The following is a 24541-nucleotide window of genomic DNA, read 5'->3' as shown; positions in this document are numbered from 1 at the left end:
TTTTGAATATGGATCGGCTTGAGAGCATGGCCGTGTTCGTCAGGGCCGTCGACCTCGGCTCGTTCGCAGCCGCCGCAGTCGCACTCGATCTGTCCGGACCAATGGTTGGCAAGCATGTGCGGTTCCTCGAGGAGCGGCTGGGCGTGCGGCTGCTCAATCGGACCACGCGGCGGCAAAGCCTGACCGACTTCGGGCGCGCTTACTATGAACGCTGTCGGGTGGTGCTGGCCGAGGCCGAAGCCGCCGATGCGCTCGCCGCCGACCAGTTCTCCGAACCACGTGGAAAACTGCGGGTCACCATGCCGGCGCATTTCGGCCGCCATTGCGTTGCACCCGTGCTGCTGCGGCTGGCGCGGCAATATCCGATGCTGGAGCTCGACCTGTCGCTCACCGACCGCTTCGCCGATCTTGCCGAAGACGGATACGATCTCGCCATTCGAACCGGTGCTCTGGGCGACAAGGCGGGGTTGATCGCACGCCGCGTCGCGCGCCAGGACATGGTCGTCTGCGCGGCACCCTCCTATCTCAGAGTTCATGGCGAACCGCAGCGTATCGAAGACTTCGCTGATCATCAGGCGATTGTCTACCGCCGGCTCGGCCAAGTCGTTCAGCCGTGGCTGTTTGCGCGCGAGGGGCAATCCGTACAGGAGATTACGCCAACCGGGCGGCTGCGGCTCGACGATCTCTATGCCATCGCCGATGCGGCTGTTGAGAGCATGGGGCTTGCCTGGCTGCCCTGGTGGCTGGTGCGCGAGCGCATTGAAGCCGGCGCGCTGGTAGCACTGTTGCCGGACCAGCCGCGATATCTCTACGACTGCCATGCCCTTTGGCTGCAGACGCCGCATCTGCCGCTGAAGGTGCGGCTGGCCGTCGATGCGCTGGCTGCCGCCTTGCCGAGATCGATGGCCTGATTGCCAATCGCAGCCGCTTTCAGTTGAGGTCGCGCGGATACTCCTTGACCTCACTGCGGTCGACGACCACTTCATCTCCCTCATGGGCAGTGATGTGGGTCTCGATCCGCCAGACATCGCGCAGCGCGCGCACGGTCGCCTTCACCGAAAGGCGCGCCTGCCAGTCGCCGCGGCCATAGGACTTTTCCCAGGTGCAGGTGCCGACCGCCGAGTTCGGATCGTCGGGGTGGATGGTGAACCGGTCGACATGCCTCGCCGCAATGGTCATCTGCGTATGTGGATGCCGCACCGTGCCGCCATCATTGACGACCTGATAGACGGTCTCGCCGGTGACCTGGTCCGTCGACACCGAGCGCTGAAAGCCGTCGCCCTTGGCCAGAACCTCCTGCTCCATCGGCACAGCGCTTTCCGGAGCCAGGAAAGCCCCCAGCGTGTCGTCCAGCTTCTGCGGTGGGCGCACCGGCAGGATCAGCCGGCTGTCGCCGCAATGGATCGACAGCGTCGCCTGCTCGGCGGTCGGGAAGACGATGGGCCAATGCGATGTCGCCAGTGCCAGCCGGATACGCTCGCCAACCTCGAAACGCTGCCCGCAGCAGCGCAGCTTGATGCGCACCGTTTCCGCCTGGCCCGGCACCATGGGTGCGATGTCCAGATCATCGTTGCGATGGCTCAGGTTGAGGATGCCATAGCTGATGCGCGAGGCAGCACCTTCAGGGAACACTTGCGACAGCGTGGCGGACAGAAGGGCGACGGGCTTGTCAGAGGAGAGCCTGACCTCGAATTCGGGGAAACCAAGGATCTCGATGGCTTCGGTCAACGGCGCGGTCTCGAAGATCAGGGCATTGCCTTCCTCCGTGCGCTGGTCGACCGGCAAAGTCGGCATGACGCCATAACCGCACCAGGCGCCGGACGACAGGCCGGCCGTCTGCGGCGACGAAATCTCCAGGATCGTATCTTCGCCCCTGGCCTCGCTCAGCACATGCGGCGCAAGGTTCAGCACCTTTTCGCCAACGCCTGGTCCCGGCCACGCCGGCTCCGCCACCCAGCGGCCGGGCCGCTCGTCATAGATCGCCGCCGGCCGTGCGGGGTCCTGAATCCAGGCGCGCAGCATCGGCTCGTCGGCAATGCCGGTGTCGATGCCCTTGAGATATTGATCCCACCAGCGCAGGCACTCCTGCAGGAAGCCGATACGCGGGCCGGGCATGGCGAAGTGCGGATATTTGTGGCCCCAGGGTCCGATCAGGCCCTTGCGAGGACCGCTCAGTTTTTCCAGCATCCGGAAGATCGGATTGGGATAGCCGTCGGCCCAGCCGCCGACGGCATAGACCGGGATTTCGACATCGGAATAGTCCTCGCAGATCGAGCCGTGCTTGTAGAAATCGTCGCGGCGCTGGTGTTCGAACCAGTCCTGCATCCAGATGCCGTTGCCGTTCAGCCGTTGCTCCCAAAGATCGCGCCAGCGATCGCCGACAATGAACGGGTCGGGCGGGGTCATGGCGATGGCCCAGGCGGTGGTTCCCCACATCAGATTGTCGCACATCATGGCGCCGCCGAGATAATGCACGTCATCATTGTAGCGATCATCCGTGGAGCACAGCGAGACAACCGCTTTCAATGCTGGCGGTCGCCGCGCGGCGACCTGAAGCCCGTTGAAGCCGCCCCAGCTGATGCCGATCATGCCGACACTACCCGAGCACCAGGATTGCCGGGCCAGCCATTCGATGACCGCCAGACAGTCATCCTGCTCCTGCTTCAGATACTCACCCTTGCACAATCCCTCGCTGTCGCCTGAGCCGCGCATGTCGACCCGCACGCCGGCATAGCCGTGACCGGCAAAATAGGGATGCGTCAGCGCATCGCGCTCCACCGTTCCGTCGCGCTTGCGGTAGGGCAAATATTCGAGGATCGCCGGCACCGGATCGGCCTCCGCGTCTTCCGGCAGCCAGACACGCGCCGCCAGCTTGACGCCGTCAGGCATCGGAATCCACAAATTCTCGATCTCGCGGATTTTGCGCGGGAAATCGGTGACGACGCGGATATCTTGCATGGCGGCTCCTCTCGACGCCCCGGCCGACAACTTGCGCCGGTGGCGATCCTTATGTGTTCAGCGGGAAATGGCAGGTCAGGCGGCCGTTTCCGACCGCGACCGGGATGGGGACATCCACCGCGCAGCAGCGCTGGGCCTGCGGACAGCGTGTGTGAAATTCGCAGCCTGAAGGGCGCGCCAGCAGGGAGGGAACGTCGGCCGGCAGCGTGATGCGCTGGTGCACCCGATCTGGGTCCGGCTCGGGATTGGCGGACAGAAGGGCCGCCGTATAGGGATGATGCGGCGCGCGGAAGATCGCTTCGGTTTCACCCTGCTCGACGAAGCGCCCGAGATACATCACCGCCATGCGGTCGGCGATCTGGCGCACGACATGCAGATTGTGGGTGATGATCAGCATCGACAGGCCCATTCGGTCGCGCAGGTCGTTGAGCAGGTTCAGCACCTCTCCCTGCACGGAGACGTCGAGGCCGGCGGTCGGCTCGTCGGCGACGACCAGCACCGGGTCCAGAGCGATCGCCCGCGCCACACCGACGCGGCGCGCTTGGCCGCCGGAAAGCTGGTGCGGGTAGCGGTCGGCGAAATCGCGCGGCAGCCCGACCAGCGCAAGAAGCCGTGTGACTTCGGCGTTGAGATCGCGATCGGACAAGCCGTGAATGACGAAAGGCTCAGACAGCAGCGAGCGCACGCTGAGCCGTGGTGACAGCGATCCCACAGGATCCTGGAACATCATCGGCATGCGCCGCCGCACCGGTTTCATGGCGGTGTTAGACAGGCCTTGCAGTTCCTGCCCTTCAAACAGGATCGTGCCCGCCTTCACCGGCTGAAGACCGTTGAGCGTGCGCGCCAGCGTCGTCTTGCCCGAGCCGGATTCGCCGACCAGCGCGAGGTGCTGCCTCGTTGAAGCGTGAAGCTGACGCCGGAGACCGCTTCGATCTCGGTGGCCCGCCCCGCGAGCCTGGCGGACAGGCCGCCAGCGCGGAACGCGACGCGCAAATCATTGACGCTGAGCAGGTCTTCGGAGCTCATGCGTTCATCGCTCCCAAGGGAATGTCCGCATGCCAGCAGTGGGCGATGTGAGACCCACCGAGGACTGCGCTGGGAGGCGTCGTCAGGCATTGGGCGTCGGCGCGATCGCAGCGCGGCTGGAAGACGCAGCCGCTCGGCCGGCGGCGCAAATCCGGCAAGGTCCCGGCAATGGTCGGCAGGCGAGCAACCCGCTGCGACAGCCGGGCGGGATCGCAAGCCAAAAGCTTCTGCGTGTAGGGATGACGCGCATCGTGGAATATCTCGCGGGTCGTGCCGCTCTCCACTACTTCGCCGGCATACATCACGATCATCTCGTCGCAGAGTTCGGCAATCACGCCCAGATGATGCGAGATGAACAGCACCGAGCAGCCGATGTCGCGCTGCAGATCCTTGAGCAGTTCGATGGTGGCCACCTCCAGCGTCGCATCGAGTGCCGTCGTCGGCTCGTCGGCGATCAGCAGCGCCGGCTCCATCATCAGCGCCATCGCAATGGCGATGCGCTGCTTCATGCCGCCGGAGAACTCGTGTGGAAACTGCGTCAGCCGGCTTCCCGGATCGGGAATGCGAACCTTGCGCAGCATGGCGACGGAGCGTGCATCCTTGTCCCGCTTCGACAGACCCGAGCGATACTGAATGTCGCGCATCTGCCGCCCCACCGACAGCACCGGGTTGAGCGCGCCCATCGGATCCTGGAACACAGTGGCGATCCTGAGGCCACGCAGGCCGCGCATCGCGGTCGGGTCGAGCCGGGCAAGGTCCTTGTCGCCCTCGAAGATGATCTCGCCCGATGTGATTTCACCATTGTCGGCGAGCAGGCCGAGAATGGCGTTGATGAGCGTCGATTTCCCGCAGCCGGATTCGCCGACCACGCCGACGCTGCGGTTGGCCGGCACGCAAAAACTCACCTGCTTCAGCGCCTCCAGTCGCCCGGCCTCGGTGTGGAAGGCGACGCTCAGATCCTTGACCTCGAGAACCGTCATGAGCGTCCCTTCAGCCTGGGATCGAAGAGGTCGCGTAGCGTCTCGCCGAAGAAGGTGAAGCCGAGCGTGGTCAGCACGATCGGCAGGCCGCCGGCAATCACGATCCAGTAGGAATCGCGGATGTTGGCGAAGCCGTCATTGAGGATCGCACCCCAGCTCGGCGTCGGCGGCCGCACGCCGAGCCCGAGGAAGCTCATGCCCGCCTCGATCGCCACCACCACGGGAATGTCCATCGAGATCAGGATCAGGATCGGGCCGATGATGTTGGGCAGGATATGGACACGCAGGATGCGGCCGGCGCTTGCCCCCATCGAGCGCGCCGCCATGACGTGTTCGGCCGATTTGAGCACCAGCGTCTGGGTTCGGATGATGCGCGCATAACCCGGCACATTGACCAGCATCACCACCAGCACCACCGCGTAGAGCGAGGGGCCGAACAGGGTGACCAGCGTCAGCGCCAGCATAACGGTGGGAAAGCTCTTCACGGCGTCGAAGATCAGCAGCAGCACATTGTCGAGCCAGCGCGGCCCATAGCCTGCGATCAGCCCTAGCACGACGCCGACAACCAGCGACACCGCTGTCGCGCCCAGCGCGATCAAAAGCGCGACGCGTCCGCCATAGAGCACCCGGGTGAGAAGATCGCGGCCGAGATGGTCGGTGCCGAGCAGATGCAGGAGGCTCGGCGAAGCGAAGCGTTCGGCCGGCGATATCTTGCTCGGCGCATAGCTGGTCAGGAGGCTGGCGAAGACCGCCGACAGCACCACGACCGTCACCAGCGTCAGGCCGATCGCGCCGAGCGGCTCGCGCATGATGCGGCGCAAGGTGCGCCATATCATGCCGAGACGGAAGCTGCGGGATGGCAGCTCAGTTGAAACTTGATCTGACACGGGGATCCAAGATACCGACGAGGATGTCGGCTGCTACGTTGACGAGAACGAAGAAGACCGTGGTGACCAGCACGGCTCCGGAGACGATGGGATAGTTGCGCACCGAGATCGCCTCATAGACCAGCTTGCCGATGCCGGGACGGGCAAAGACGATTTCGGCGAAGACGGAAGACGACAGCATGTGGCCGATGCCGACGCCGAGCAAGGTGATCGTCGGCAGCACGGCGATGCGGAGGGCGTAGGTGTAGACGATCCTGTGCTCGGTCAGGCCGAAGGCGCGCGCCGTGCGGATATGGCTGGCTTCCAGCGTCTCCAGCATCGAGGCGCGCACCATGCGCGAGATATAGCCGATCCAGCCAAGGCCAACCGCCAGCGACGGCAAGATGAGGTGCTGGAGCTGGCTGGCGAGGTCGCCCGGTTCGCCGGCGCCGATCGCCGGCAGCCATTGCAGGGCGACCGCAAACACCAGCAGCGAATAGATGGCGACGACGAAGGACGGCACGGCGATCATCGCCACCGACAGCACCCCGATCACCTGATCGACAAAGCCGCCGCGCCGCACCGCCGCGATGCAGCCAAGCGGAATGCCGAGCGCCACCGACCACGTGATGCCGCCGACCACCAGCGCCAGCGTGAACGGAAGCTGTTCCATCACCACGTCCAGAACTGGCCGATCTGACAGCACCTCTGTGCCGAGATCGCCGCGCAGGACCGATCCGTAGAAATGTAGGAACTGCCGCCACACCGGCTGATCGAGGCCCATGCGTACGCGCAGCGCCTCCATCATCTCCGGCGTCGCGCGCGGCCCCAGCGCAACGGAGGCCGGGTCGCCGGGAATGAGGTAAACCATGGCGAACATCATCATCATGGCCACGCTGATGATGATGGCGCCAAGCCACAGACGCTTGAGGGCGTAGCGGATCATTTCCAGTACCTGTCGGACGGTCTTTGGCGGGGACGAGCCCCGCCCGCCGATATCATGCGGGTTTGAAGTCGGTGAACACGGGTTCGCCGTTCGGCTTCAGGCCGGCCACAAGCGTATCTCGATTCATGATGCCGGTGACCTCATGCGTCAGGAAAACGTAGTTGCCGTTCTCCTCCATCAGGTCCTGCAGCTTCTTGTAGATGACATCGCGTTTTGCCGGGTCGAGCTCGACCATGCCTTCGGCATTGAGCTTGTCGAATTCCTCGCTGGAAAACCGCTCCCAGTTCCAGACACCGATCTGGTCGCGGGTAAACCAGGCAGTGGCCCAGCTCGGATCCGGCTGCATGGAGAAGCGGCTGATGATCATCTGCAGCTTTTTGTAGTAGTCGCCTTCCTTGGCGCCCAGCGTCCAGAAGGTGCCGCTGTCGTTCTGCTTGATCTCCACAGTGAGGCCGACATCCTGCAGGTTCGACTGCACGACCTGCGCCGCGGTCAGGCGCTCGGTCTTGTTGAGGATGTCGAGCGTGATCGTCGCGCCGGCCAGTCCTTCCTTGGCGATCATGTCGCGGGCGCGGTCCGGATCGAAATCGAACAGGTTCTTCTCGCGATGGCCGGGCAGGCCGGGCGCGATGATGCCGGTGGCGGTGGCGGCGGCGCCGAAATAGGCGGCATCTACCACCGCCTTGCGGTCCACGGCGTACTGAACCGCGCGGCGCATGTTCGGATTGTTGAAAGGCGCGACATCCTGGTTCATGCCAAGCCAGACAAAGGCCAGCGACGGCTTCTCGACCACGGTCGTCTTTGGCGGCGGTGTCTGCTTCAGGCGCGAGATCGAGGAGACCGCGGTCCAGGTGTAATCCAGGTCGCCGGCCTCATAGCCGAGTTCGGCGGTCTTCTCATCCTCGATCGGATGGATGTGGATCTCCGCGAAGGCGCCTTGCTCGTACTTCCAGTCGGGATTGCGCACCAGCACCGTGCGCTGCTTGGGCAGCCATTCCTTCAGGATGTAGGGCCCCGACTGGGCCACCGGCTTGACACCCATCTTGCCACCGAGCTCGGTGATGGCGCGCTTCGACAGGATGGTGCCGGAAGGCGTCGGCAAGGTCGACGTCCACAGCGGCGCGAAGGCCTGCTTCAGGTGGATCAGCCCCGACAGCTTGTCCTTGACTTCGACCTCTTTGAGCGTCGCCCAGTCGCCGGAGTAGGGGCTCTTGTTGGCGGGATCGGCGATGCGTTCGATCGAAAACTTGACGTCTTCGGCCGTCATCTGGCCGTAGCCATCGGTGAAGCCGATATTGTCGCGCAGCTGGAAGGCGACGGTCAGCGGATCGAGCTGCTTGATCGTCTCCGCCGCCATCGGCCGCCAGCCCCAGCTGTCGCCCGGCGTGGTGACGACGAGGCCGGCGAAGATGACGCTGGTGATGTCGCCTTCGGGTGCCGCCAGCCGGAAGCAAGGGTCGAGCGTCTGGATGTCGGCGTAGGAGCGCACCTTGAGGATCGGCCCGTCGCTCGACCAGGAAACTTTTGGATTGACCATTGAGGCGAGGCCGAAAGCGCCGGCTCCGGCGAGCAGGCTGCGGCGCGAAACCCTGGTGTCGGCTAGAATGGACATGCTCTACCCCTCTGCTGTTTTCGTTGTCTTGTTTCCGGCCGTTGGCCATTCTCCAAGCCGGGCCGAATGTGTCTGTCAGCTAAAACTGCTAATAATAGACATGTATGTCTAGCGAAAATTTTGCCGGCATGTCCGAATCTTGAATACGGACGATCTTGCGGGAAATATCGACATCTGTTCCGACCGCGCCAGCGCGTCGGCTTGGGCCCTACGCGGGCTAAATGTGATCGCCCACACGGCGCGGCTTGGCCCGCCATTCGGTGGGGCCTGGATCAAGAGCTGTAGCGGACATGCGCCTCTCCGCGGCCGATCACTTCCAGATTTCGGCCGCCAGGCGCACGAAATTGCCGCCCAGGACGTTGCGCACGGTCTGCTCGGACTGGCCGCGGCGCAGAAGCACATCGGTCAGTTCGCTCATCTGGCCGGGAGCCGCGTAGGTCGTCGCCCCTTCCGGATACTCGCTCCTGGGCCAGAATTGCGGGTTGTCGGAAATGATACGGTCGATGCCTTTGATGTCGACGGGGAAGGCGTAGTCCAGCCCGATGCCGACATGATCTGGGCCAGCCAGATCGACAAGATATTCGATGTGGTCGGCCAACCTGTCCGAGTCCGTGCGTCCCTCTCCCAGGAAACGATTGAGCCCGACGATCGCGACGATGCCGCCGGTGCGCGCGCAGGCCTTTATCTGCTCGTCGGTGATGTTGCGGCCATGGCCGCACAAGGCCTTGGCGTTGGAGTGCGAGAAGATCACCGGCCGGTTGGAATATTCCATCACCTCCATCGAGGTGCGATAGCCGGTGTGGGTGACGTCGACGAACATGCCGAGACGGTTCATCTCGTCGATGACCTGGCGGCCGAACGCCGTCAGGCTGGTCTCGACATCGTGGCAACCGCCGCCGGCGAGGTTGTTCCTGTTGTAGGCAAACAAGATCTGGCGCACACCCAGATGGTGATAGAACTCCACCATTTCGATGCGGCCGTCGAGCGCGTTCATGCCCTCGACGTCGAAGGTGATTGCCAGTTTGCCCTCAAGCTTTGCCTTGCGGATTTCCTCTACCGAGGAGACCAGCGTGTAGTGCTCGGGATTGGCAAGGATCCAGTGGCGGAAATTTGCGAGCGTCCGCACTGTCTGCTCCCAGGGCAACAGGTCGAAGCCGACATCAATCGACAGATAGTCGATGCCGGCGTCGCGCCAGATCTGCAGATTGTTCAGGTCCGCAGCCGGGTCCGGCATGAAGCCGGAATGCGCGTCCCATATGATTTCACTGTCGAAAATGGCCTTGGCGGCAGTCGAAACGCTCACTTTTTTCTCACTCTCTTGGCAACGCCAACACGACGGAAGGCCGGATCAAGCGGCGTTCCGGACGTGTGATCCAGATGCAGTACGCATCAAGTATCAGGCCACAGACACATGTGTCTATACAGCTCCGAACGGGCCTGTATGGTCGCCGTCGCTGCATGTCGCTCCGATCGGACCATCGGCAAAAGGGAGAACAAAGATGAGTTCAAACGGAAGCCATGGCGGGAGCGATAGCAGGCACATCGCGGTAATCGGCGGCGGCATCATCGGCTGCAGCGCGGCTTTCCATCTGCTGCGGTCCGGCGTGCGCCGGGTGACGGTCATCGATGCGGGTCAGCCGGGTGCCGCGACCACCAGCGCCGGCGCGGGATTTGTCTCGCATTGGTCCGCCGGCATGATTCCGCTTGGCGAAGAGGGTCTTCAGCTGCAGCAATATGGCCTCGATTTCTATCGCCGGCTGCACGAGGTCGGCGTCGAGATCGGCTATCGGCCGAACGGCACCTTGATCATGGCGCTGACCGAGGACGGGCGCGAGCGTTTTGTCCGCCCGGTGCTGGACTCTTCCTATGCCCCGACGGAAATGCAGGATCTGAACGCCGCGCAGATCGGCCAGAAGATGCAAGGTCTCATCGATCCGGCGCGGGTCCATTCGGCGGCCTACAATCCGCATGGCATCCAGCTCGACACCAAGCTGGCAATGGGTGTGCTGACCGGCCAGATCAGCGAGCTGGGCGGCGTATTCCGCAGCAACACACGCGTGACGGCCGTCCATGATGCCGACGACCGGGTGGCGATCGAGACCGATCAGGGCAGCCTTGAGGCTGACGGCGTGATCGTTGCCGCTGGCGCATGGGACAACCAGATCATATCGGGCCTCGGCTGGAAGTTGCCGCTGCTGCGGGTCGTCGCGACACGCATCGTCACCGATGATCGCGGGCTGCCGTCGACCATCCCCACCGTCCAGTGCCGCGAATTGCGGCTGTGGCTGCGCGAGACATTCGGGGCCGTCATGTGGGGAACCGGCCGGCACTACAAACCCCTGTACAAAACAAATGACAGCGAAATCGAACCCGGCCAACCGCACAATCTCGAACTGATGCAGGAGACATTCGAGCAGGAGCTTGCCGAGCTGCAGACGGTGTTCCCGCCGCTGCGCGGTTCGACGATCGCGAGTTGGGCGCAAGGTGTGCCGTGCTACACGCCCGACAACGGTCTTATCGTCGGCAAGGTCCCCGGCAGCGACAATATCGTGGTCGTCGGCGGCGATAATGAGAGCGGCGTCACCCATGGGCCGGGTCTTGGCCGGCTCTCCTGCGAACTGGTCCTCGGGCAGACCCCATTCGTTTCCGCGGAGCGGTTCCGTGTCGATCGCTACGCCTCCGATGCCTTCAAGTCGGAAGCAGAGATCGAGGCCGCCATGCCGGCCTGGGGCGCGCGTCATGAGGCGTCGCGATTTGGCCGCGAGGCTTGATGTCAGCAGTCGTCGACGCTGCCGAGCAGCGCCTGCGCCACCGCCCTGACCACCGGGCCGGCATTCTTCCTCGTGACGATGTGGAAGGAGCCGGCGTGACGACGCGAGGTCTTCGTCAGCCGGACGAGCTGGCCGCGGCGCAGATGCTCGTCGGCAAACCCGGCCCAGGCGAGCGCGGCGCCGCGCCCGGCGATGGTTTCGTGGATCATCGACATGTAGCCCGTGAACCGAGGTCCATCGAGTTTCCGGTCGGTTCCGATCCACGATTGCCAGCTGTCGATCGCGCCCGGCGGCGTCACCTGATGCAGCAGCGGCACTGCTATGAAAGCCTCTGGGTCTTCCGAGGCGAGCGCCGGATAACGCGCCAGGAACGCCGGTGCGCAGACCGGGAACCATTCACCGTCGAGCAGTTTTTCGGTCACGAATTCGGACCATTGCCCGGCTTCGCCGAAGCGGATCGACAGCGCCACTTCAGGCTGGTCGAAATCCCTGTAGTCGGTGGATGTCTGCAGCAGCACCCGGCCATCGGCAACCTGCGATGTGATGAGGCCGAAGCGCGGCATCAGCCATGCCTGCGCGAAGTCGTGGCTGCAGCCGACCACGAATGTATCGCTGTCGTGCGCGGTCAAATCCTCGACCGCTTGCCTGATGGTGCCGAGACCCTCGCGGATCGCTTCGGCTAGCGTGTTGCCGGCCCCGGTGACGGCGACGCGGTTGCCTTTGCGCGCGAACAGCTCGACCGACAGCTGGCGCTCGAGATTGGCGACGTGCCTGCTGACCGCCGATTGGGCGATGTTCAGCTCCTGAGCGGCCAACGTCAGCCCGCCATGCCTGGCGGCAGCCTCGAAGACGACCATGGCGTTCAGCAGGGGAAGCGATGTCTTGAGGGTTTTCACAATCCAAACCTGCCTTCATGCCTTTTCGATATGAAGGTCTATCATTTCTGTGTTTGCCGCAAGCCTTTCCGCATCGCACATTCCTATCGAAACGTCATCCTAACGCCAGCGAGCAGAAAGGTGTTGCAGTGCAGGCCTATACACCGAACAGCCAGCCTATCGACAGAAGCGAGACCGTCAGGCTGATCGACCGGCAACGTCCGGACTGGTCGCTGGAACAGGCCTTTTATGCCGACCCTACGATCTTCGCGCTGGAACGTGACTTGTGGTTTCCGCGCCAATGGATGCTTGTCGCCCATGCCAGCGAGGTCCCTGAAAAGGGCCGCTACATCGTGCGCCAGCTGTTCGACGAAGAGATCATCGTCGTGCGCTTCGGCGATGGCGAGGAGGACATCGCGGCCTACTACAATGTCTGCACCCATCGCGGCTCGCGGCTCTGCGCCAAGGATGGTCGCGGCAAGCTTCTGGTCTGCCCATATCATGCCTGGTCGTTCAGGCTGACCGGCAAATTGCAGTCGCGGCAGGACCTTCCTACAAGCGCCGATCCGGAAACGCTCGGCCTGCACCGGGTGCCCTGCAAGAGTTTCGGCGGCCTGGTATTCTGCGGCCTCGATGCCAAGTCGTTGCCCGACATCCAGCCTGTCGCGGACGGGCTGACCGGTGGCTTGCGCGAGAACGGCCTCGACCGCGCACGCATCGTTGCGCGCAGGAATTACCTGACCAAGGCGAACTGGAAGCTGGTGCTCGAGAACTTCCTTGAATGCTATCACTGCCGTCCGGCTCACCCCGAATATTACCGCGTCAACGGTCATGTCAAAGTGACCGCGACCCGCGATGCCGACAAGGCGGTCGAGTGGCAGAACGAAATCGAGGCCTGGCACAGCGTCATCGGCGATGCCGAGTTCCACAAGGGCGCGTGGCAGGCTGGCGACCTGGACACGATGCCGTTCGCCATGCACCGCAAGCCGATCGGCTCCGGCCGTAACACGCTGTCCAATACGGGCGAGGGGGTCTCGTGCCTGATGGGTGGTCGTCGTGCCTATGATGGCGGCGAAAGCGGCTTTCGCCTCGGACGCCTGTCGTTTGCAAGTGCTGCCAATGACTATGTCACGCTGTTCCAGATGATACCGCGCAACGCCATGGAAACAGACGTCATCCTGACTTGGCTCGTCGACAAGGATGCCGATAACGACGTCGACGCCGATGCGATCAGCTGGATGTGGGACATCACCACGGTGCAGGACAAGAAGATCACCGAAGACAATGCCGACGGCATCATGTCGCGCGCCTACCGGCCGGGGCCCTATACGCCGCTGGAAAGCCAGACCTCGTTCTTCGTGCAGACCTATCTGTCGGAACTGCGCTCGCTGATCACCGGCACGCGCGGCGCGACCGTCAGCCAATGGTCTGCGCCGAAGGAACTTTTCGCTTCGCCGAAAGCGGCGAGTTGCAACACGCGCCTCTGACCCGCGGCCGAAGATGCCTCTTTGAGGCGTCGCATTCCGATGCCATATGAAGGGGGGCCGACGGAATGTTGCGGGAGAGACAGTTTATGACCAAAGGTTCGGATCTGTTCGTCGCGGCCCTCGAGAACGAAGGGGTCGAACGGATTTTCGGCATTCCGGGCGAAGAAAATCTCGATATCGTCGAATCCATCCGCCGCTCCTCGATCCAGTTGATCCTGACCCGTCACGAGCAGGCAGCCGCTTTCATGGCCGCCACCTATGGCAGGCTTACCTGCAAGCCGGGTGTGTGTATCACCACGCTTGGCCCAGGCGCGCTCAACCTTTCGACCGGTTCGGCCTATGCGCTGCTCGGCGCGATGCCGATGATCATGATCACCGGCCAGAAGGGCATCCTGTCATCCCGGCAGGCGCGCTTTCAGATCGTCGACATCGTCGCGGCGATGAAGCCGCTGACCAAGCTGTCGCGCCAGATCGTCTCGCCGAAGATGATCCCCTCGCTGGTGCGCGAAGCTTTCCGTGTCGCCCAGGAAGAGCGTCCCGGTCCCGTACATCTGGAACTGCCGGAAGACATTGCGGCGGCCGAGTGCGAACCGATCGCGCTGGTGCCGACGCACCCGGTCGAACTGCCGCTGGCCAGTCCAGGCGCGCTTGATCGCGCCGCCCGTATGATCCTGGAAGCCAGGCGCCCGCTGCTGATGTTCGGCGCGGCGGCGTCGCGACCGCGCGTGACCCCCGACGTCGCGCAGTTCGTGCTGCGGACGCAAATTCCCTATTTCACCACGCAGATGGGCAAGGGCACCGTGCCCGGCGGCACGGAGCTCTATATGGGAACGGCAGCCCTTTCGGAGCGCGACTACGTGCACGAGGCCATCGAGCAGGCCGATCTGATCATCACCATCGGTCACGACACCGTGGAGAAGCCGCCCTTCATCATGGGGGCGAAGGGGCCGAAGGTCATTCATGTCGGCTACCAATCAGCCGATGTCGAGCAGGTCTATTTCCCGCAAGCCGAAATCGTCGGCGACCTCGGCCCTTCGCTGGCGCTGCTGGCCGACCGCATCGAGGGCAAGATCCCCAACGCGCAGGTCCTGCTGCCGCTGCGGGAAGGCATTCTGAGCCGGATCGCCGCGCGGGCCACCGAAGATCGCTTCACGCCGCAGCGCATCGTGCACGACGTGCGCGCCGTGATGCCGGCCGACGGGATCCTCGCCCTCGACAACGGCATGTACAAGATCTGGTTCGCGCGCAACTACCGGACGCGCATGGCAAACACGATCCTGCTCGACAATGCGCTGGCCACCATGGGCGCGGGCTTGCCGTCGGCGATGATGGCGGCACTGCTCTATCCGCAGCGCCGTGTCATGGCCATCTGCGGCGATGGCGGCTTCATGATGAACAGCCAGGAATTGGAGACCGCCGTCAGGCTCAAGCTCAACCTCGTCGTCCTGCTGCTCGAGGACCATGCCTATGGCATGATCCGCTGGAAGCAGGCGGTTGACGAATTTCCGGATTTCGGCATGACCTTCGGAAATCCCGATTTCGTCAAGTATGCCGAGGCTTATGGCGCCAAGGGAACCAGGGTTGCAGAGATCGCCGACTTGCGGCCGGCGCTGGAACAGGCCTTCACCGGCGGCGGCGTGCATCTCGTCGTTGTGCCTATCGACTATTCCGAAAACACCAGGGTGCTCGTCGACGAATTGCGCGAGCGTCTGCCTGCGCCGCAGACGCCCTGACGGCAGCGACAAAGCCGCCGTCAGGATTGCTTGGGCGGAAGACCCTACACCTTGCAGTAAGGCGTTACCGGCGCGATGGTGCCGAAATCCTTAGCGATCTCGTAGCCGATGCCGTCGGCCGCCGCCTTGCCTACATAGGAATGGCAGAGTGTGTGGTTGTTGGTGGCGTCGACGCGGATCTTGCCTTGCGGTGCGTCGAACTCGATCGACGGCAGCGCGGCCAATACATCGTCGTCCTTCAGCGATCCCGCCTTCTCCGCGGCCAGCGCGTAGAGATGCAGGCCGTTGTAGCCGGCCTCCCCGATGCCGTTGACCATCTTCTCCTGGCCGAATTTCTCACGGAAGCTGGAGATGAACTTTTTGTTGACCGGATTGTCCAGCGCCATCCAGTAGGGCTGCGGCGCATAGGTGCCGGCCGCAACGCCGGGCGGCAGCGCGTCCTTGTTGAAGACCTCGTCGAGCGGGGCGATCAGCGGCTGCTTGATGTCGAAGCTGCGATACTGCTTGAGCTGGGTGACGGCGTCGTTGCCGACCACCATCGACCAGACGACATCGGGCTTCAGCGACTTGATCTTCTGGAAGGCCGGGCCGAAATCTGTGGTCCCGAACGGATAGTAATCGGCGCCGATGATCTTGCCGCCGGCCTTCTCATAGGCCGCCGTGATCGCCTCGGTCATCTTCTGCGGCCAGGCATAGTCCGAAGCCATGACATAGATCGTCTTGCCGAGGTTCTCTGCCACCCATGGCATCATCGGGTCGACCTGCTGCATCGGGATCGGGCCGGTGGCGACGAAGTAGCGGTTGCATTCGCCCCCTTCGAAATTGGTCGGGTAGAAGAACAGCTTCTTGGCCTTCGAGGTGACCGACAGCGTGGCGCTGCGCTCAGGCGAAATGATCGTGCCCATGATCACGTCGACCTTGTCTTCGTTGATGAGCTTGCGCGCCTTGTCGATGGAGCCCTTGGTCGTGGTCTGGTTGTCCTCGATGATGAGTTCGACCTGGCGCCCGCCAATGCCGTTGGCGGCGTTGAGTTCGGCGGCGGCGAGCTTGTAGCAATTGAGCAACGTCTCGCCGAGGATCGCCTGCAGTCCGGTGATCGGGATCGACAGGCCGACCTTGACGGTGTCGGCGGCGCGCAGGATCGACGGCGCGCCGACTATGGCGAAGGCGGCGGCAGCGCCGCCCGATTTCAAGACAGTTCTTCTGCTTATCATTGTTGTGTTCCCTTCCAGTCCCAGGCGCGCCCCATGCACGCCTTACAAAGCCAACAGGTCCTTCAGCAGGGTCTCGTCGGCGAAGGTCTCAGGCGCACCTTCGTGGACGATCCTGCCCTTCTCCATCACCAGGCAGCGGTCCGATGCCTTGAGAACGAGATCGAGATTCTGCTCGACAAGAATGATCGCGATGCCGCGCTCGCGGGCGATGCGCGGCACCAGTTCGGCGATCGACTGCACGATGTTCGGCTGGATGCCTTCCGAGGGCTCGTCGAGCAGCAGCACCGAGGGCAGGCCGCAGAGCGCGCGGCCGATCGCCAGCATTTGCTGCTGGCCGCCCGAAAGCGTGCCGGCGACCTGCGCTTCGCGTTCGCGCAGGATTGGAAAATAGCCGAAGATGTCGGCCGGAATGCCGCCGTCGCCACGGTCCTTGGCAGCGCGGGTGCCGACCTCCAGGTTTTGCCGCACCGTCAGCTGGTTAAAGATCCCGCGCCCCTGCGGCACATGCGCGATGCCTGCGCGCGCACGGCGGAAAGCCGGCGCGTTGGTGAGATCCTTGTCTCCGAGAACCACCGCCCCGCCGCTTGCCCGCAAGCCGCCGGAGATGACGCGCAGCAGCGTTGTCTTGCCTGCGCCGTTACGGCCGAGCAAGCCCACGACTTCGCCCAGCGCGACGCTGAGGTCGATGCCGTTCAGCACGGGGAGCAGACCGTAGCCGGCCGACACCGCCATTGTTCGCAGCATGATCAGCGCCTCCCCAGATAGACATCGCGGACCATCTCGTCGGTCTCGATGTCATGGAAAGGACCGCTGCGCAGCCGGCGTCCCTGATGCAGCACCAACGTCTCGCAGTTCAGCGCCCGCACGAAGCGGATGTCGTGCTCGACGGCAACGATCGAGAATTCACCTTTGAGTCGCAGCAGCATCTGCGCCGTCGCCAGCGTCTCCTGCGGCGTCATGCCGGCAGTGGGTTCATCGAGCAACAGCAGGCGCGGCTCTATCGCCAACGCCATGCCGATCTCCAGCCATTGCTTCTGGCCATGCGCGAGTTCGCCGGCCAACGTGGCGGCGCGGTTGGTCAGCGCGACCAGCTCCAAGAGTTCGCCAACCGGGCGCGCAGGCGAAGGCGCCCCCCAGCGCGCGACCTTGAGATTATCCTCCACCGAGAGGCTCGGGAAGACAGAGGGGATCTGGAACTTGCGGGCAATGCCGAGCCGGGCGATGCGATGCAGCGGCAAGCCGGCTATGTCGTGGCCGAGGAAGCGCACGCTGCCGCTGGTCGGACGCAGCGTGCCGGTCAGCACGTTGAGGAAGGTGCTCTTGCCAGCGCCGTTCGGCCCGATGATGCAGCAGAGTTCCTTGTCGCGCACCGTGAGGTTCAGAGCCTCCAGCGCCTGCAGCCCGCCAAAGCGGATACCGACGTTCTCGGCCTGCAGCAGGATGTCGCTCATTGCGCGCGCCTCCCGCCCTTGAACAGGCCTTTCAGCCGCGCGTAGATCGACAGGATGCCATCCGGCAGGACGAAGACGATGATGACGAAGACACAGCCGAGCAGAAGGGGCCACAGGCTCGGGTTGAAGCTGCTGATCGTCTGCTGCGCGCGCTGAATGAAGATGGCGCCCAGTACTGGCCCAAGCAGCGTGCCGCGCCCGCCGACCGCCACCCAGACGATCACCTCCGTCGACAGGAGCAGTCCGGACAGGTCGGGCGCCACCAGTCCTGCCATGCAGACATAGAGCGCGCCGGCAAGTCCGGCGATCGCCGCCGACAAGACGAAAGTAACGAGCAGCCGCAACGGCGCATTGTGGCCGAGCGCGGCCGCCCGGACTTCATTGTCCTGGATTGCGGTCAGCACCGTGCCCCAGCGGCCGCGGCTGATCGACCACAGCGCCAGCACCGTCACGGCGACGATAGCCGAGACGAAGATATAGGAGGGCAGATCCTGGCTCAGATCGACATGCAGGCCGCCAAGATCGAACTCGATCGGCGGAATGCCGATCAGGCCGCTGTCGCCGCCGGTGACCGAACTCCAGGAAACCGCGGCCTGCTGGCAGATGACGCCCATGGCCAGCGTGACGATGGTGAAATAGCTGCCACGAATGCCGCCGAAGAACAGGAAGTAGCCGATGATGGCGGCGACGAAGGCCGCACCCGCCACCGCACCGATGATGCCAAGCAGGCTTCCGAAGGGGATGGCATCATTGAGCGTAACCAGCGCCATGATGTAGCCGCCGATGCCGAAGAAGGCGGCGTGGCCGAAACACAGGATTCCGGTGCGGCCCCAGAAGAAGTCGAGGCTCGCCGCGAACAGGCCGAAGATCAGCGCGTCGCGGATCACCGTCAACTGATAGCCGCCGGCAAAGAACGGATAGATGATCGCGAGCGCCACGCAGACGGCAAAGATCATCAGCCAGTTGCGGTCGCGGGCGATCATCGCGACGCTCCGTTGAACAGGCCGTTGGGCCGCAGACGGACAGCGACGATGGCAGCCAGCAGCACGATCGCCTGCGCCAGCGACGGCGAAATCTGATAATTGAGGATGCTGGTCAGTCCGCCGACGAAGACGCTGCCGGCGACAAGGCCGCCGATCGAGCCGACACCACCGACGATGACGACGAAGAAGGCGTTGGCGAGATAGTTCACCCCCATCTGCGGCAGCACGCCAGCGGTGCGACCAGTCCGCCGGCAAGGCCGGCGATTGCCGCGCCGAAGGTGAAGGCGATGGCGTAGGTGCGCCGGGTATTGATGCCGACGCCTTCGGCCATCTCGCGGTTCTGGATGACGGTGCGGATGTCGAGACCGAAGGGCGTCCGGCTGATCAACAGGATGACGCCGAGCAAGGTCAGCATGGCAATGCCGATCAGGATCAGCCGGTAGGCCGGATAGACGGTAAAGAAAAGATCGAGCGTGCCCTCGATCGGCGGCGTCACCGGCTTGGCGCCGAGCCCGAAGATCAGTTCCAGCCCTTGCTGCAGGATCAGGCTGACGCCCCAGGTGGCAAGCACGGTCGAGACCGGCCTGGAATAGAGATGGCGGATGATGGCGAACTCGAGGATACAGCCGACCACCGCGCCGGCAACGGGCGCCGCCGCCAGGCCCAGCCAGAACGAGCCGCCCACGCTCTGGACGAAATAAACCGCGAAAGCGCCGACGGTGACGAACTCGCCATGCGCCAAATTGGTCACGTTCATCAGCCCGAAGCTGATCGCCAGCCCGAGCCCGACCAGCATCAGGATACTGATCAGCGTCAGCGCATTGAGCAGCGTGGTGATGAGAAAATCCATCGCGTCAGGCCGCACTGGCGAGACGTTGGCGCAGGCCGGCGAGCAGGCCTTCGGCGGCATCGATCGCCGCGGCCTGATGCGACTGCAGATCCTGCCCCGCCCATTCGTCGATATGCTCCGACAACGGGTCGACCACTTCGGTGCGATGGTTGGCCAGAGTCTCGATGACGGCATGGCCGCAGAACGGCACATAGCCCTCGGAGTAGCCGCCCTCATGGGTCATCATCAGGCGCCCTTGCGAAGTTTCGGCGGCCAGCGCCACCATGCGCGCGGCGAGCCGCCTGAAGCATTCGCTGTTGAGCATCATGCGGCCGAGCGGATCAAAGCCGGACGCATCGAAGCCGGACGCGACGATGACGAGGTCCGGTCTGTAGGCACGCAGCGCCGGCGCGACGACACGGTCGAAAGTCGCTTCATAGGCGCCGGTGCCGCTGCCCGCCGGCAGCGGTATGTTTATGTTGTAGCCTTCGCCGGCATCTTTGCCGTTGTCGGCCAGCGCACCGCGCCCGGTCGGGTAGAGATTGTCCTGATGCAAGGAAATGGTCAGCACCGACGGGTCGGAATAGAACACCGTCTCGGTGCCGTTGCCGTGGTGCACATCCCAGTCGACCACTGCGGCGCGGCCAAGCAGGCCTTCATGCTGCAGCCGGCGGACAGCGACGCCGATGTTGGAGAACAGGCAGTTGCCCATCGCCTGATCAGGCTCGGCATGGTGCCCCGGCGGCCGCGCCAGCGCATAGGCATTGTCGACGCGTCCGGTCAGCACGGCGCGCATCGCGGCATAGGTGGTGCCGGCAGACAGCAGCGCGATGTCGAAGCTGTTGAGGCCGATTGGCGCCTGCGGCCCGGCGAAACCGGAGCCGCGCTCGCTGAGCATCCTGATGTCGTCAACGTGACGTTGCGTGTGGACGCGCAACAGGTCCTCGACCGAGACCGGCTCGGGGATAATCGGGACGAGATGGCGCGACAGGCCGCTGACCTGGATGAGGTTGTTCAGCCGCCGCTTCGAGCCAGGGGATTCCAGATGGCGGCCGGGTTCCACGAAACGGCCGGGAGGCATCATGTCGGCGCTGGAGCCGGTGTCATGCCACATCAGCTGTTCGTGAAAAACGTAGCCTGTCGCCATTCGCAGCGTCCTCTAAAAACCAGGTGACGCTAGCAGGCTAACGATCATGTGGCCCGACCCGAAAGAGGGGCTGCGCCTGTATCTATGCCCCTCCTTTCGGAGGGGTATAGGCGCCTGCTGACCCTTGCGCGGCGCGCACCGCCTGCACCCGGTTGGATACCGCAAGCTTGCCGAAAATGTTCTTCAGGTGCCATTTCACCGTGGTTTCGCTCACCGACAGCGCCAAGGCGATATCGCGATTGGACATGCCCTCAGTGAGATAGCGCAGCAGTTCGGCCTCGCGCTGGGTGAGCTGTTCCTTCTCAGCGGCTGGTGCGGCCAGCTTGCGCGCCGCCACGGGCATCGCCTGCGCTGCATCGATGATGCGCGTGGCATAGGCTGACAGCGCGGGGTCGGTCTTCGCCTGGGCAGCACGCAGCCGCATCAACCCTTCGACGACAGACCTTCCCTCGTCGACGAAGGAACGGATGAAGCCGGAAGGTTGGGCGAGACGCAACGCATCGAGGAGATTGCGGTCTGCCTCGCGTTGGTCGTGGGCAGCGCTGGCCGCTTTGGCTCGCAGGATCAGCGCCAATATATGGCGACGCATGCGCCCGCTGGTTCTCGTGCGCTCCAGAAGCGCGTCGAAAACCCCCGCTGCATTGGCATAGGATTTTTCCGCCGTCAGCAAACGGCCCTCGGCAAAGAACTCGAACTCGTTTGCGGTGGTGATGACCGTCGAAGTCTCGGTCTCTTCGCCGCGATGCTCGGCCAGCAGCGCGCGCGCCTCGGCATTGCGGTTCTGGTCGAGCAGCACACGTACGCGGTCATGCATGATCATCGATGCCAGGCGGCGATACACCGTGCCGCGCACGCGTTGATAGACGCGCTCCAGCATGTCCAGTGCGGCTTCGGTGCGACCGGTCAGCTGCAGCACACGGGCATAGGTCGGCACGCTGGCAAGGGGATAGACGATGACCGCCGCGCCCTCGATCTGCGGGCCGAGATTCTCGACCAGGGTCAGCGCTTCGCCCGACGCATTGGTCTCGTAGGCGAGCTCGGCTAGCAGCGTTCCGGCCAAGGCCTCGGCATAGGAATTAGCACCGATCCGCGCCCTGGCCTCGATGATGGCGTTGCGCAGCAGCCGCTCGGCGGCGGGCAAGCGGCCCGCCGAACGCTCGACAACGGCCATGTAGCAATTGGCAATGGTGACGCCGAGCAGGCTGCCGCTTCGCTCATGCGCCCGTCGCGCCGCATCGATCGCGGCGCGGGCACCTTCGAGGTCACCCAGCGCATAGAGGTTGTAGCCGATGACATTGGCGGTCGCGCCTTCCATGAACCAGGCATCGGGTGAGATGACGCGCAGGGCCGCAAGTGCTGTGTCGCGCGCCTGATCGAACTGCTCCAGCGTGCTGTGGACGGCAGCGGCGAGAACCACCAGTTCGGCCTCGATCGTTGTGCCGGTCATGGTGCCTGGGTCATTGCTGTCAGTCGGTCCGGTCTCGACCAGCTTGCGCGCATTGCTCAGCGTCTGCTGGGCAATCTCGGGTTGGCTGCTGTGCACCGCCAGCCAAAGCACCACCAGTTGCAGCCGGATGCGCTGGTCGATCAGTTTCCTAGGCAGCAGCGCGAGCAGCTGGCGCACGTAGAGAAGCTGGCACTGGGCGATGAGGTCGAGCGCGTTGTTTTCGACGAATACCGCCGCGCGTGCCTGGTCGCCGGCGGCCAGCGCGTACCCGATCGCCTCGGTCAGCATCTTGCGTTCGCCGAACCATTCGGCGGCCGCCAGATGCAGCGGCGCGATCATCTCCGGTTCGCGCCGTTCCATTTCGCGGCTGAGGAAATCGCGGAACAGATGATGGTAGCGGAACCAGCGTCGCTCTTCATCGAGCGGCACCAGGAACAGGTTGCGCGTCTCGATCTCGGTAATCGCCGCCTCGGCATCCGCCGCGCGCATCACCGCCCGGCAGGCTTCGGCGCTGAAGCGTTCGAAGATCGAACTGTAGAGCAGGAATTTTGCGATTGCCGGCGGCAGCTCCAGAAACACTTCGCCCATCAGGAAGTCGGCGACGTTGCGGTTGGCGCCGGTAAAATTGCCGATGAAGGTTTCGGGTGCGTGTGCGGCACTCAGCGAGAGCGAGGCGAGCTGCAGGCCGGCGGCCCATCCTTCGGTACGCGAGCACAAGGTCTCCACTGTGCCGCTGCTGACGCTCAGGCCCAGCTTCTCGTTGAAGAAAGCCTCGGCCTCGGACGAGGCGAAACGCAGATCGTCGGGGCCGATTTCGAAGATGTCGCCCAGCACCCTGAGCTTGCCGAGTTGCAGATCGGGCAGGCTGCGCGAGCCGATGACGAAGGCGACGTTTGCCGGCGCCTGCCGGGTCAGGCGCTCCATGAACCGCTTCACCGCCGTCGCCTCGACAGCGTGGTAGTCGTCGAAGAACAGCGTGATGTCAGCTTCGCGCGCTGCAAGGCCCGTGACCAGTGCCGCGAGCATGACATCGAGCTGGGGGATCGGGCTGGACTGGAAGGCAAGGTCGAGTTCCGCTGGGCTCTGGACGAGATGGCGGAGCGCGCCCACCAGATGCGACAGGAAGGCGCCCTCGTCATTGTCGGTTGCCTCGCAGGATAGCCATGCGGTCAGCCGACCGTGGCGCGCGACCTCCGTGGCCCATTGCGCCATTGTCGTCGATTTGCCGAAGCCGGCGGGCGCGGCGAACAGCACGATCCGCGTGTCGATGTGGCGCTCCAGCGTCGACAGGATGGTCTCGCGGCGCACCCATCGGCGATGGTGCGGCGACGCTTGGCTGACGGATTGCGGAGCTGTTCTCATCTAGGTCCGTGCAACCTGCCGCTTTTCCGCGAAAGCGCGGCTCCCTTGCCATTGCTCCACTCCGTTTCGATCAGCGGAATCTGCGGTGCGGCATCGCGCGGCAAGGTTCCCTTGATCCGGGGATCGTCGATGATCTCAAATCCGGTCGCGAAGGGGACGAACCCGCAGGCACTGTAGAACCCGATGACACTGTGATGATCGAAGCTGCTTGTATGCAGCCAGATGCGGCTCGGGTTGAGACGCCATGCGAGGTCCAGTGCCCCGGCCATCAGCCGTTTGCCGAAACCCCTGCCGGTCAGGGACGGGAACAGGCCAAAATAGGTGATCTCGATCTCGCTGCTGTCGGCGACGAAGAATTCGACCATACCGAGATGCGCGCCGGTCTCGTCATGGCCGTAGTAGAGATGCTGGCGCGGGTCGGCGAAATGCTCGGTGATTTCGGCATCGGACATTTCGGAAACACGGTCCCAAAGCCAGGGCGCGCCGATCTCTAGGAAAATCGCCCGGTAGGAAGCGCAGTCGGGGGGCGTGATCCGTGTCATGGCCAAGGGGTGCGCGAGATCGGGCTGCGGCGAGCGCGCCTCCATCCACGTCACCGCATTGGCAAGCTTGCCCGCCGGCAGGCGATGGTAGCCAATGGCGAGATCGGTGATTTCGGCCGGCATCGTGTCTTCGGTGATCAACGCATTCCTCGTCATGTCTTCCAGAGATAGCAGTATCGGCTTGCTGCATCCGATGCCAACTCCCCAGACCATGGCAGCATTGAACGGCAAGTCCTGGACTGAAAGTTTGGCGCGTATGCCTCTTGCATTTCACAGAAATGGCATATGAGATATGATACACCATTCAGATGA

At 63.8% G+C, this 24541-nt stretch carries 22 protein-coding genes; 4 read left to right on the top strand and 18 right to left on the bottom strand.

From position 1 onward, the window contains the following. Positions 1–8 precede the first annotated feature (8 nt). A complete protein-coding gene (locus NKJ11_RS03640) occupies positions 9–911 on the top strand; it encodes a LysR family transcriptional regulator (protein ID WP_352792710.1) in 903 nt (300 codons plus the stop codon). Between the two features lie 19 nt (positions 912–930). Here NKJ11_RS03640 and NKJ11_RS03635 read toward each other — a convergent pair whose 3' ends face one another. The 8 genes from NKJ11_RS03635 to NKJ11_RS03600 form a co-directional block, all read right to left on the bottom strand. After that, a complete protein-coding gene (locus NKJ11_RS03635; RefSeq protein WP_352792708.1) occupies positions 931–2958 on the bottom strand; it encodes a CocE/NonD family hydrolase in 2028 nt (675 codons plus the stop codon). Positions 2959–3007: 49 nt separating this feature from the next. Beyond that, positions 3008–3805, bottom strand: a complete 798-nt coding sequence (locus tag NKJ11_RS03630; RefSeq protein ID WP_352792734.1) for an oligopeptide/dipeptide ABC transporter ATP-binding protein — start codon at positions 3803–3805, stop codon at positions 3008–3010. Further along, entirely contained in the window at positions 3772–3984 is a 213-nt protein-coding gene (locus NKJ11_RS03625) for a hypothetical protein (protein ID WP_352792707.1), read from the bottom strand. The genes NKJ11_RS03630 and NKJ11_RS03625 overlap by 34 nt, the downstream gene beginning before the upstream one ends. Continuing rightward, complete coding sequence (locus tag NKJ11_RS03620) at positions 3981–4964, bottom strand: ABC transporter ATP-binding protein (RefSeq protein ID WP_023808848.1); 984 nt, start codon at positions 4962–4964, stop codon at positions 3981–3983. Before NKJ11_RS03620 ends, NKJ11_RS03625 begins: the two co-directional genes overlap by 4 nt. Next, on the bottom strand, positions 4961–5800 hold the full coding sequence (locus NKJ11_RS03615; protein WP_031212293.1) for an ABC transporter permease: 840 nt from the start codon (positions 5798–5800) through the stop codon (positions 4961–4963). Before NKJ11_RS03615 ends, NKJ11_RS03620 begins: the two co-directional genes overlap by 4 nt. A 28-nt stretch (positions 5801–5828) precedes the next feature. Next, positions 5829–6776 (bottom strand): ABC transporter permease, encoded by a 948-nt coding sequence (locus tag NKJ11_RS03610; protein ID WP_352440076.1) that lies wholly within the window; start codon positions 6774–6776, stop codon positions 5829–5831. A 52-nt stretch (positions 6777–6828) separates the two neighbouring features. Then, complete coding sequence (locus NKJ11_RS03605) at positions 6829–8388, bottom strand: ABC transporter substrate-binding protein (RefSeq protein ID WP_023808845.1); 1560 nt, start codon at positions 8386–8388, stop codon at positions 6829–6831. 310 nt (positions 8389–8698) lie between these two features. After that, positions 8699–9691, bottom strand: coding sequence for a dipeptidase (locus NKJ11_RS03600; protein ID WP_023808844.1), 993 nt, complete (start codon positions 9689–9691; stop codon positions 8699–8701). 196 nt (positions 9692–9887) lie between these two features. On the opposite strand from NKJ11_RS03600, the gene NKJ11_RS03595 reads away from it, so the two are divergent. Then, positions 9888–11159: an NAD(P)/FAD-dependent oxidoreductase gene (locus tag NKJ11_RS03595; protein WP_023808843.1), complete on the top strand. Its 1272-nt coding sequence runs from the start codon at positions 9888–9890 to the stop codon at positions 11157–11159. Positions 11160–11161: 2 nt separating this feature from the next. Here NKJ11_RS03595 and NKJ11_RS03590 read toward each other — a convergent pair whose 3' ends face one another. Next, on the bottom strand, positions 11162–12055 hold the full coding sequence (locus NKJ11_RS03590; protein ID WP_352440074.1) for a LysR family transcriptional regulator: 894 nt from the start codon (positions 12053–12055) through the stop codon (positions 11162–11164). Between the two features lie 128 nt (positions 12056–12183). Between NKJ11_RS03590 and NKJ11_RS03585 the strand changes: the two genes are divergently transcribed. Beyond that, complete coding sequence (locus NKJ11_RS03585; protein ID WP_023808841.1) at positions 12184–13521, top strand: aromatic ring-hydroxylating oxygenase subunit alpha; 1338 nt, start codon at positions 12184–12186, stop codon at positions 13519–13521. An 86-nt stretch (positions 13522–13607) separates the two neighbouring features. After that, positions 13608–15254 carry an acetolactate synthase large subunit gene (locus tag NKJ11_RS03580; RefSeq protein ID WP_352792706.1) on the top strand — a complete coding sequence of 549 codons (1647 nt, stop codon included), beginning with the start codon at positions 13608–13610 and terminating at the stop codon, positions 15252–15254. Positions 15255–15298: 44 nt separating this feature from the next. Here NKJ11_RS03580 and NKJ11_RS03575 read toward each other — a convergent pair whose 3' ends face one another. From NKJ11_RS03575 to NKJ11_RS03535, 9 genes are all read right to left on the bottom strand, one after another. Then, the gene (locus NKJ11_RS03575) at positions 15299–16468 is read right to left on the bottom strand and encodes a substrate-binding protein (RefSeq protein ID WP_023808839.1); all 1170 of its coding nucleotides are present in this window, start codon (positions 16466–16468) and stop codon (positions 15299–15301) included. Positions 16469–16510: 42 nt separating this feature from the next. Beyond that, the gene (locus NKJ11_RS03570; protein WP_023808838.1) at positions 16511–17212 is read right to left on the bottom strand and encodes an ABC transporter ATP-binding protein; all 702 of its coding nucleotides are present in this window, start codon (positions 17210–17212) and stop codon (positions 16511–16513) included. A 2-nt stretch (positions 17213–17214) separates the two neighbouring features. Next, positions 17215–17919, bottom strand: a complete 705-nt coding sequence (locus NKJ11_RS03565; protein WP_023808837.1) for an ATP-binding cassette domain-containing protein — start codon at positions 17917–17919, stop codon at positions 17215–17217. Beyond that, positions 17916–18902, bottom strand: a complete 987-nt coding sequence (locus NKJ11_RS03560; RefSeq protein WP_023808836.1) for a branched-chain amino acid ABC transporter permease — start codon at positions 18900–18902, stop codon at positions 17916–17918. Before NKJ11_RS03560 ends, NKJ11_RS03565 begins: the two co-directional genes overlap by 4 nt. Further along, positions 18899–19111, bottom strand: a complete 213-nt coding sequence (locus NKJ11_RS03555) for a hypothetical protein (RefSeq protein WP_352792705.1) — start codon at positions 19109–19111, stop codon at positions 18899–18901. Before NKJ11_RS03555 ends, NKJ11_RS03560 begins: the two co-directional genes overlap by 4 nt. Next, positions 19108–19752, bottom strand: coding sequence for an ABC transporter permease subunit (locus NKJ11_RS03550; protein WP_352792704.1), 645 nt, complete (start codon positions 19750–19752; stop codon positions 19108–19110). The genes NKJ11_RS03555 and NKJ11_RS03550 overlap by 4 nt, the downstream gene beginning before the upstream one ends. Positions 19753–19756: 4 nt before the next feature. Beyond that, positions 19757–20878, bottom strand: a complete 1122-nt coding sequence (locus NKJ11_RS03545; protein ID WP_023808834.1) for a histone deacetylase-like amidohydrolase — start codon at positions 20876–20878, stop codon at positions 19757–19759. 82 nt (positions 20879–20960) lie between these two features. Further along, a complete protein-coding gene (locus tag NKJ11_RS03540) occupies positions 20961–23687 on the bottom strand; it encodes a winged helix-turn-helix domain-containing protein (RefSeq protein ID WP_352628492.1) in 2727 nt (908 codons plus the stop codon). Continuing rightward, positions 23684–24385: a GNAT family N-acetyltransferase gene (locus tag NKJ11_RS03535; protein WP_245273050.1), complete on the bottom strand. Its 702-nt coding sequence runs from the start codon at positions 24383–24385 to the stop codon at positions 23684–23686. The genes NKJ11_RS03540 and NKJ11_RS03535 overlap by 4 nt, the downstream gene beginning before the upstream one ends. Between the last annotated feature and the right edge of the window lie 156 nt (positions 24386–24541).

The organism is Mesorhizobium sp. M0243, assembly GCF_040321775.1.
Lineage (GTDB): Bacteria > Pseudomonadota > Alphaproteobacteria > Rhizobiales > Rhizobiaceae > Mesorhizobium.
The sequence above is the reverse complement of the archived record's forward strand: the minus strand, read 5'-3'. Positions and strand labels throughout refer to the sequence as shown.

Excerpts from the sequence above, each read along its gene's own strand:
- NKJ11_RS03640 (WP_352792710.1), top strand. The coding sequence starts at position 9 with ATGGATCGGCTTGAGAGCATGGCCGTGTTCGTCAGGGCCGTCGACCTC.
- NKJ11_RS03635 (WP_352792708.1), bottom strand. The coding sequence starts at position 2,958 with ATGCAAGATATCCGCGTCGTCACCGATTTCCCGCGCAAAATCCGCGAG.
- NKJ11_RS03625 (WP_352792707.1), bottom strand. The coding sequence starts at position 3,984 with ATGAGCTCCGAAGACCTGCTCAGCGTCAATGATTTGCGCGTCGCGTTC.
- NKJ11_RS03620 (WP_023808848.1), bottom strand. The coding sequence starts at position 4,964 with ATGACGGTTCTCGAGGTCAAGGATCTGAGCGTCGCCTTCCACACCGAG.
- NKJ11_RS03615 (WP_031212293.1), bottom strand. The coding sequence starts at position 5,800 with ATGATATGGCGCACCTTGCGCCGCATCATGCGCGAGCCGCTCGGCGCG.
- NKJ11_RS03610 (WP_352440076.1), bottom strand. The coding sequence starts at position 6,776 with ATGATCCGCTACGCCCTCAAGCGTCTGTGGCTTGGCGCCATCATCATC.
- NKJ11_RS03605 (WP_023808845.1), bottom strand. The coding sequence starts at position 8,388 with ATGTCCATTCTAGCCGACACCAGGGTTTCGCGCCGCAGCCTGCTCGCC.
- NKJ11_RS03595 (WP_023808843.1), top strand. The coding sequence starts at position 9,888 with ATGAGTTCAAACGGAAGCCATGGCGGGAGCGATAGCAGGCACATCGCG.
- NKJ11_RS03580 (WP_352792706.1), top strand. The coding sequence starts at position 13,608 with ATGACCAAAGGTTCGGATCTGTTCGTCGCGGCCCTCGAGAACGAAGGG.
- NKJ11_RS03575 (WP_023808839.1), bottom strand. The coding sequence starts at position 16,468 with ATGATAAGCAGAAGAACTGTCTTGAAATCGGGCGGCGCTGCCGCCGCC.
- NKJ11_RS03570 (WP_023808838.1), bottom strand. The coding sequence starts at position 17,212 with ATGCTGCGAACAATGGCGGTGTCGGCCGGCTACGGTCTGCTCCCCGTG.
- NKJ11_RS03565 (WP_023808837.1), bottom strand. The coding sequence starts at position 17,919 with ATGAGCGACATCCTGCTGCAGGCCGAGAACGTCGGTATCCGCTTTGGC.
- NKJ11_RS03560 (WP_023808836.1), bottom strand. The coding sequence starts at position 18,902 with ATGATCGCCCGCGACCGCAACTGGCTGATGATCTTTGCCGTCTGCGTG.
- NKJ11_RS03550 (WP_352792704.1), bottom strand. The coding sequence starts at position 19,752 with ATGGATTTTCTCATCACCACGCTGCTCAATGCGCTGACGCTGATCAGT.
- NKJ11_RS03545 (WP_023808834.1), bottom strand. The coding sequence starts at position 20,878 with ATGGCGACAGGCTACGTTTTTCACGAACAGCTGATGTGGCATGACACC.
- NKJ11_RS03540 (WP_352628492.1), bottom strand. The coding sequence starts at position 23,687 with ATGAGAACAGCTCCGCAATCCGTCAGCCAAGCGTCGCCGCACCATCGC.
- NKJ11_RS03535 (WP_245273050.1), bottom strand. The coding sequence starts at position 24,385 with ATGACGAGGAATGCGTTGATCACCGAAGACACGATGCCGGCCGAAATC.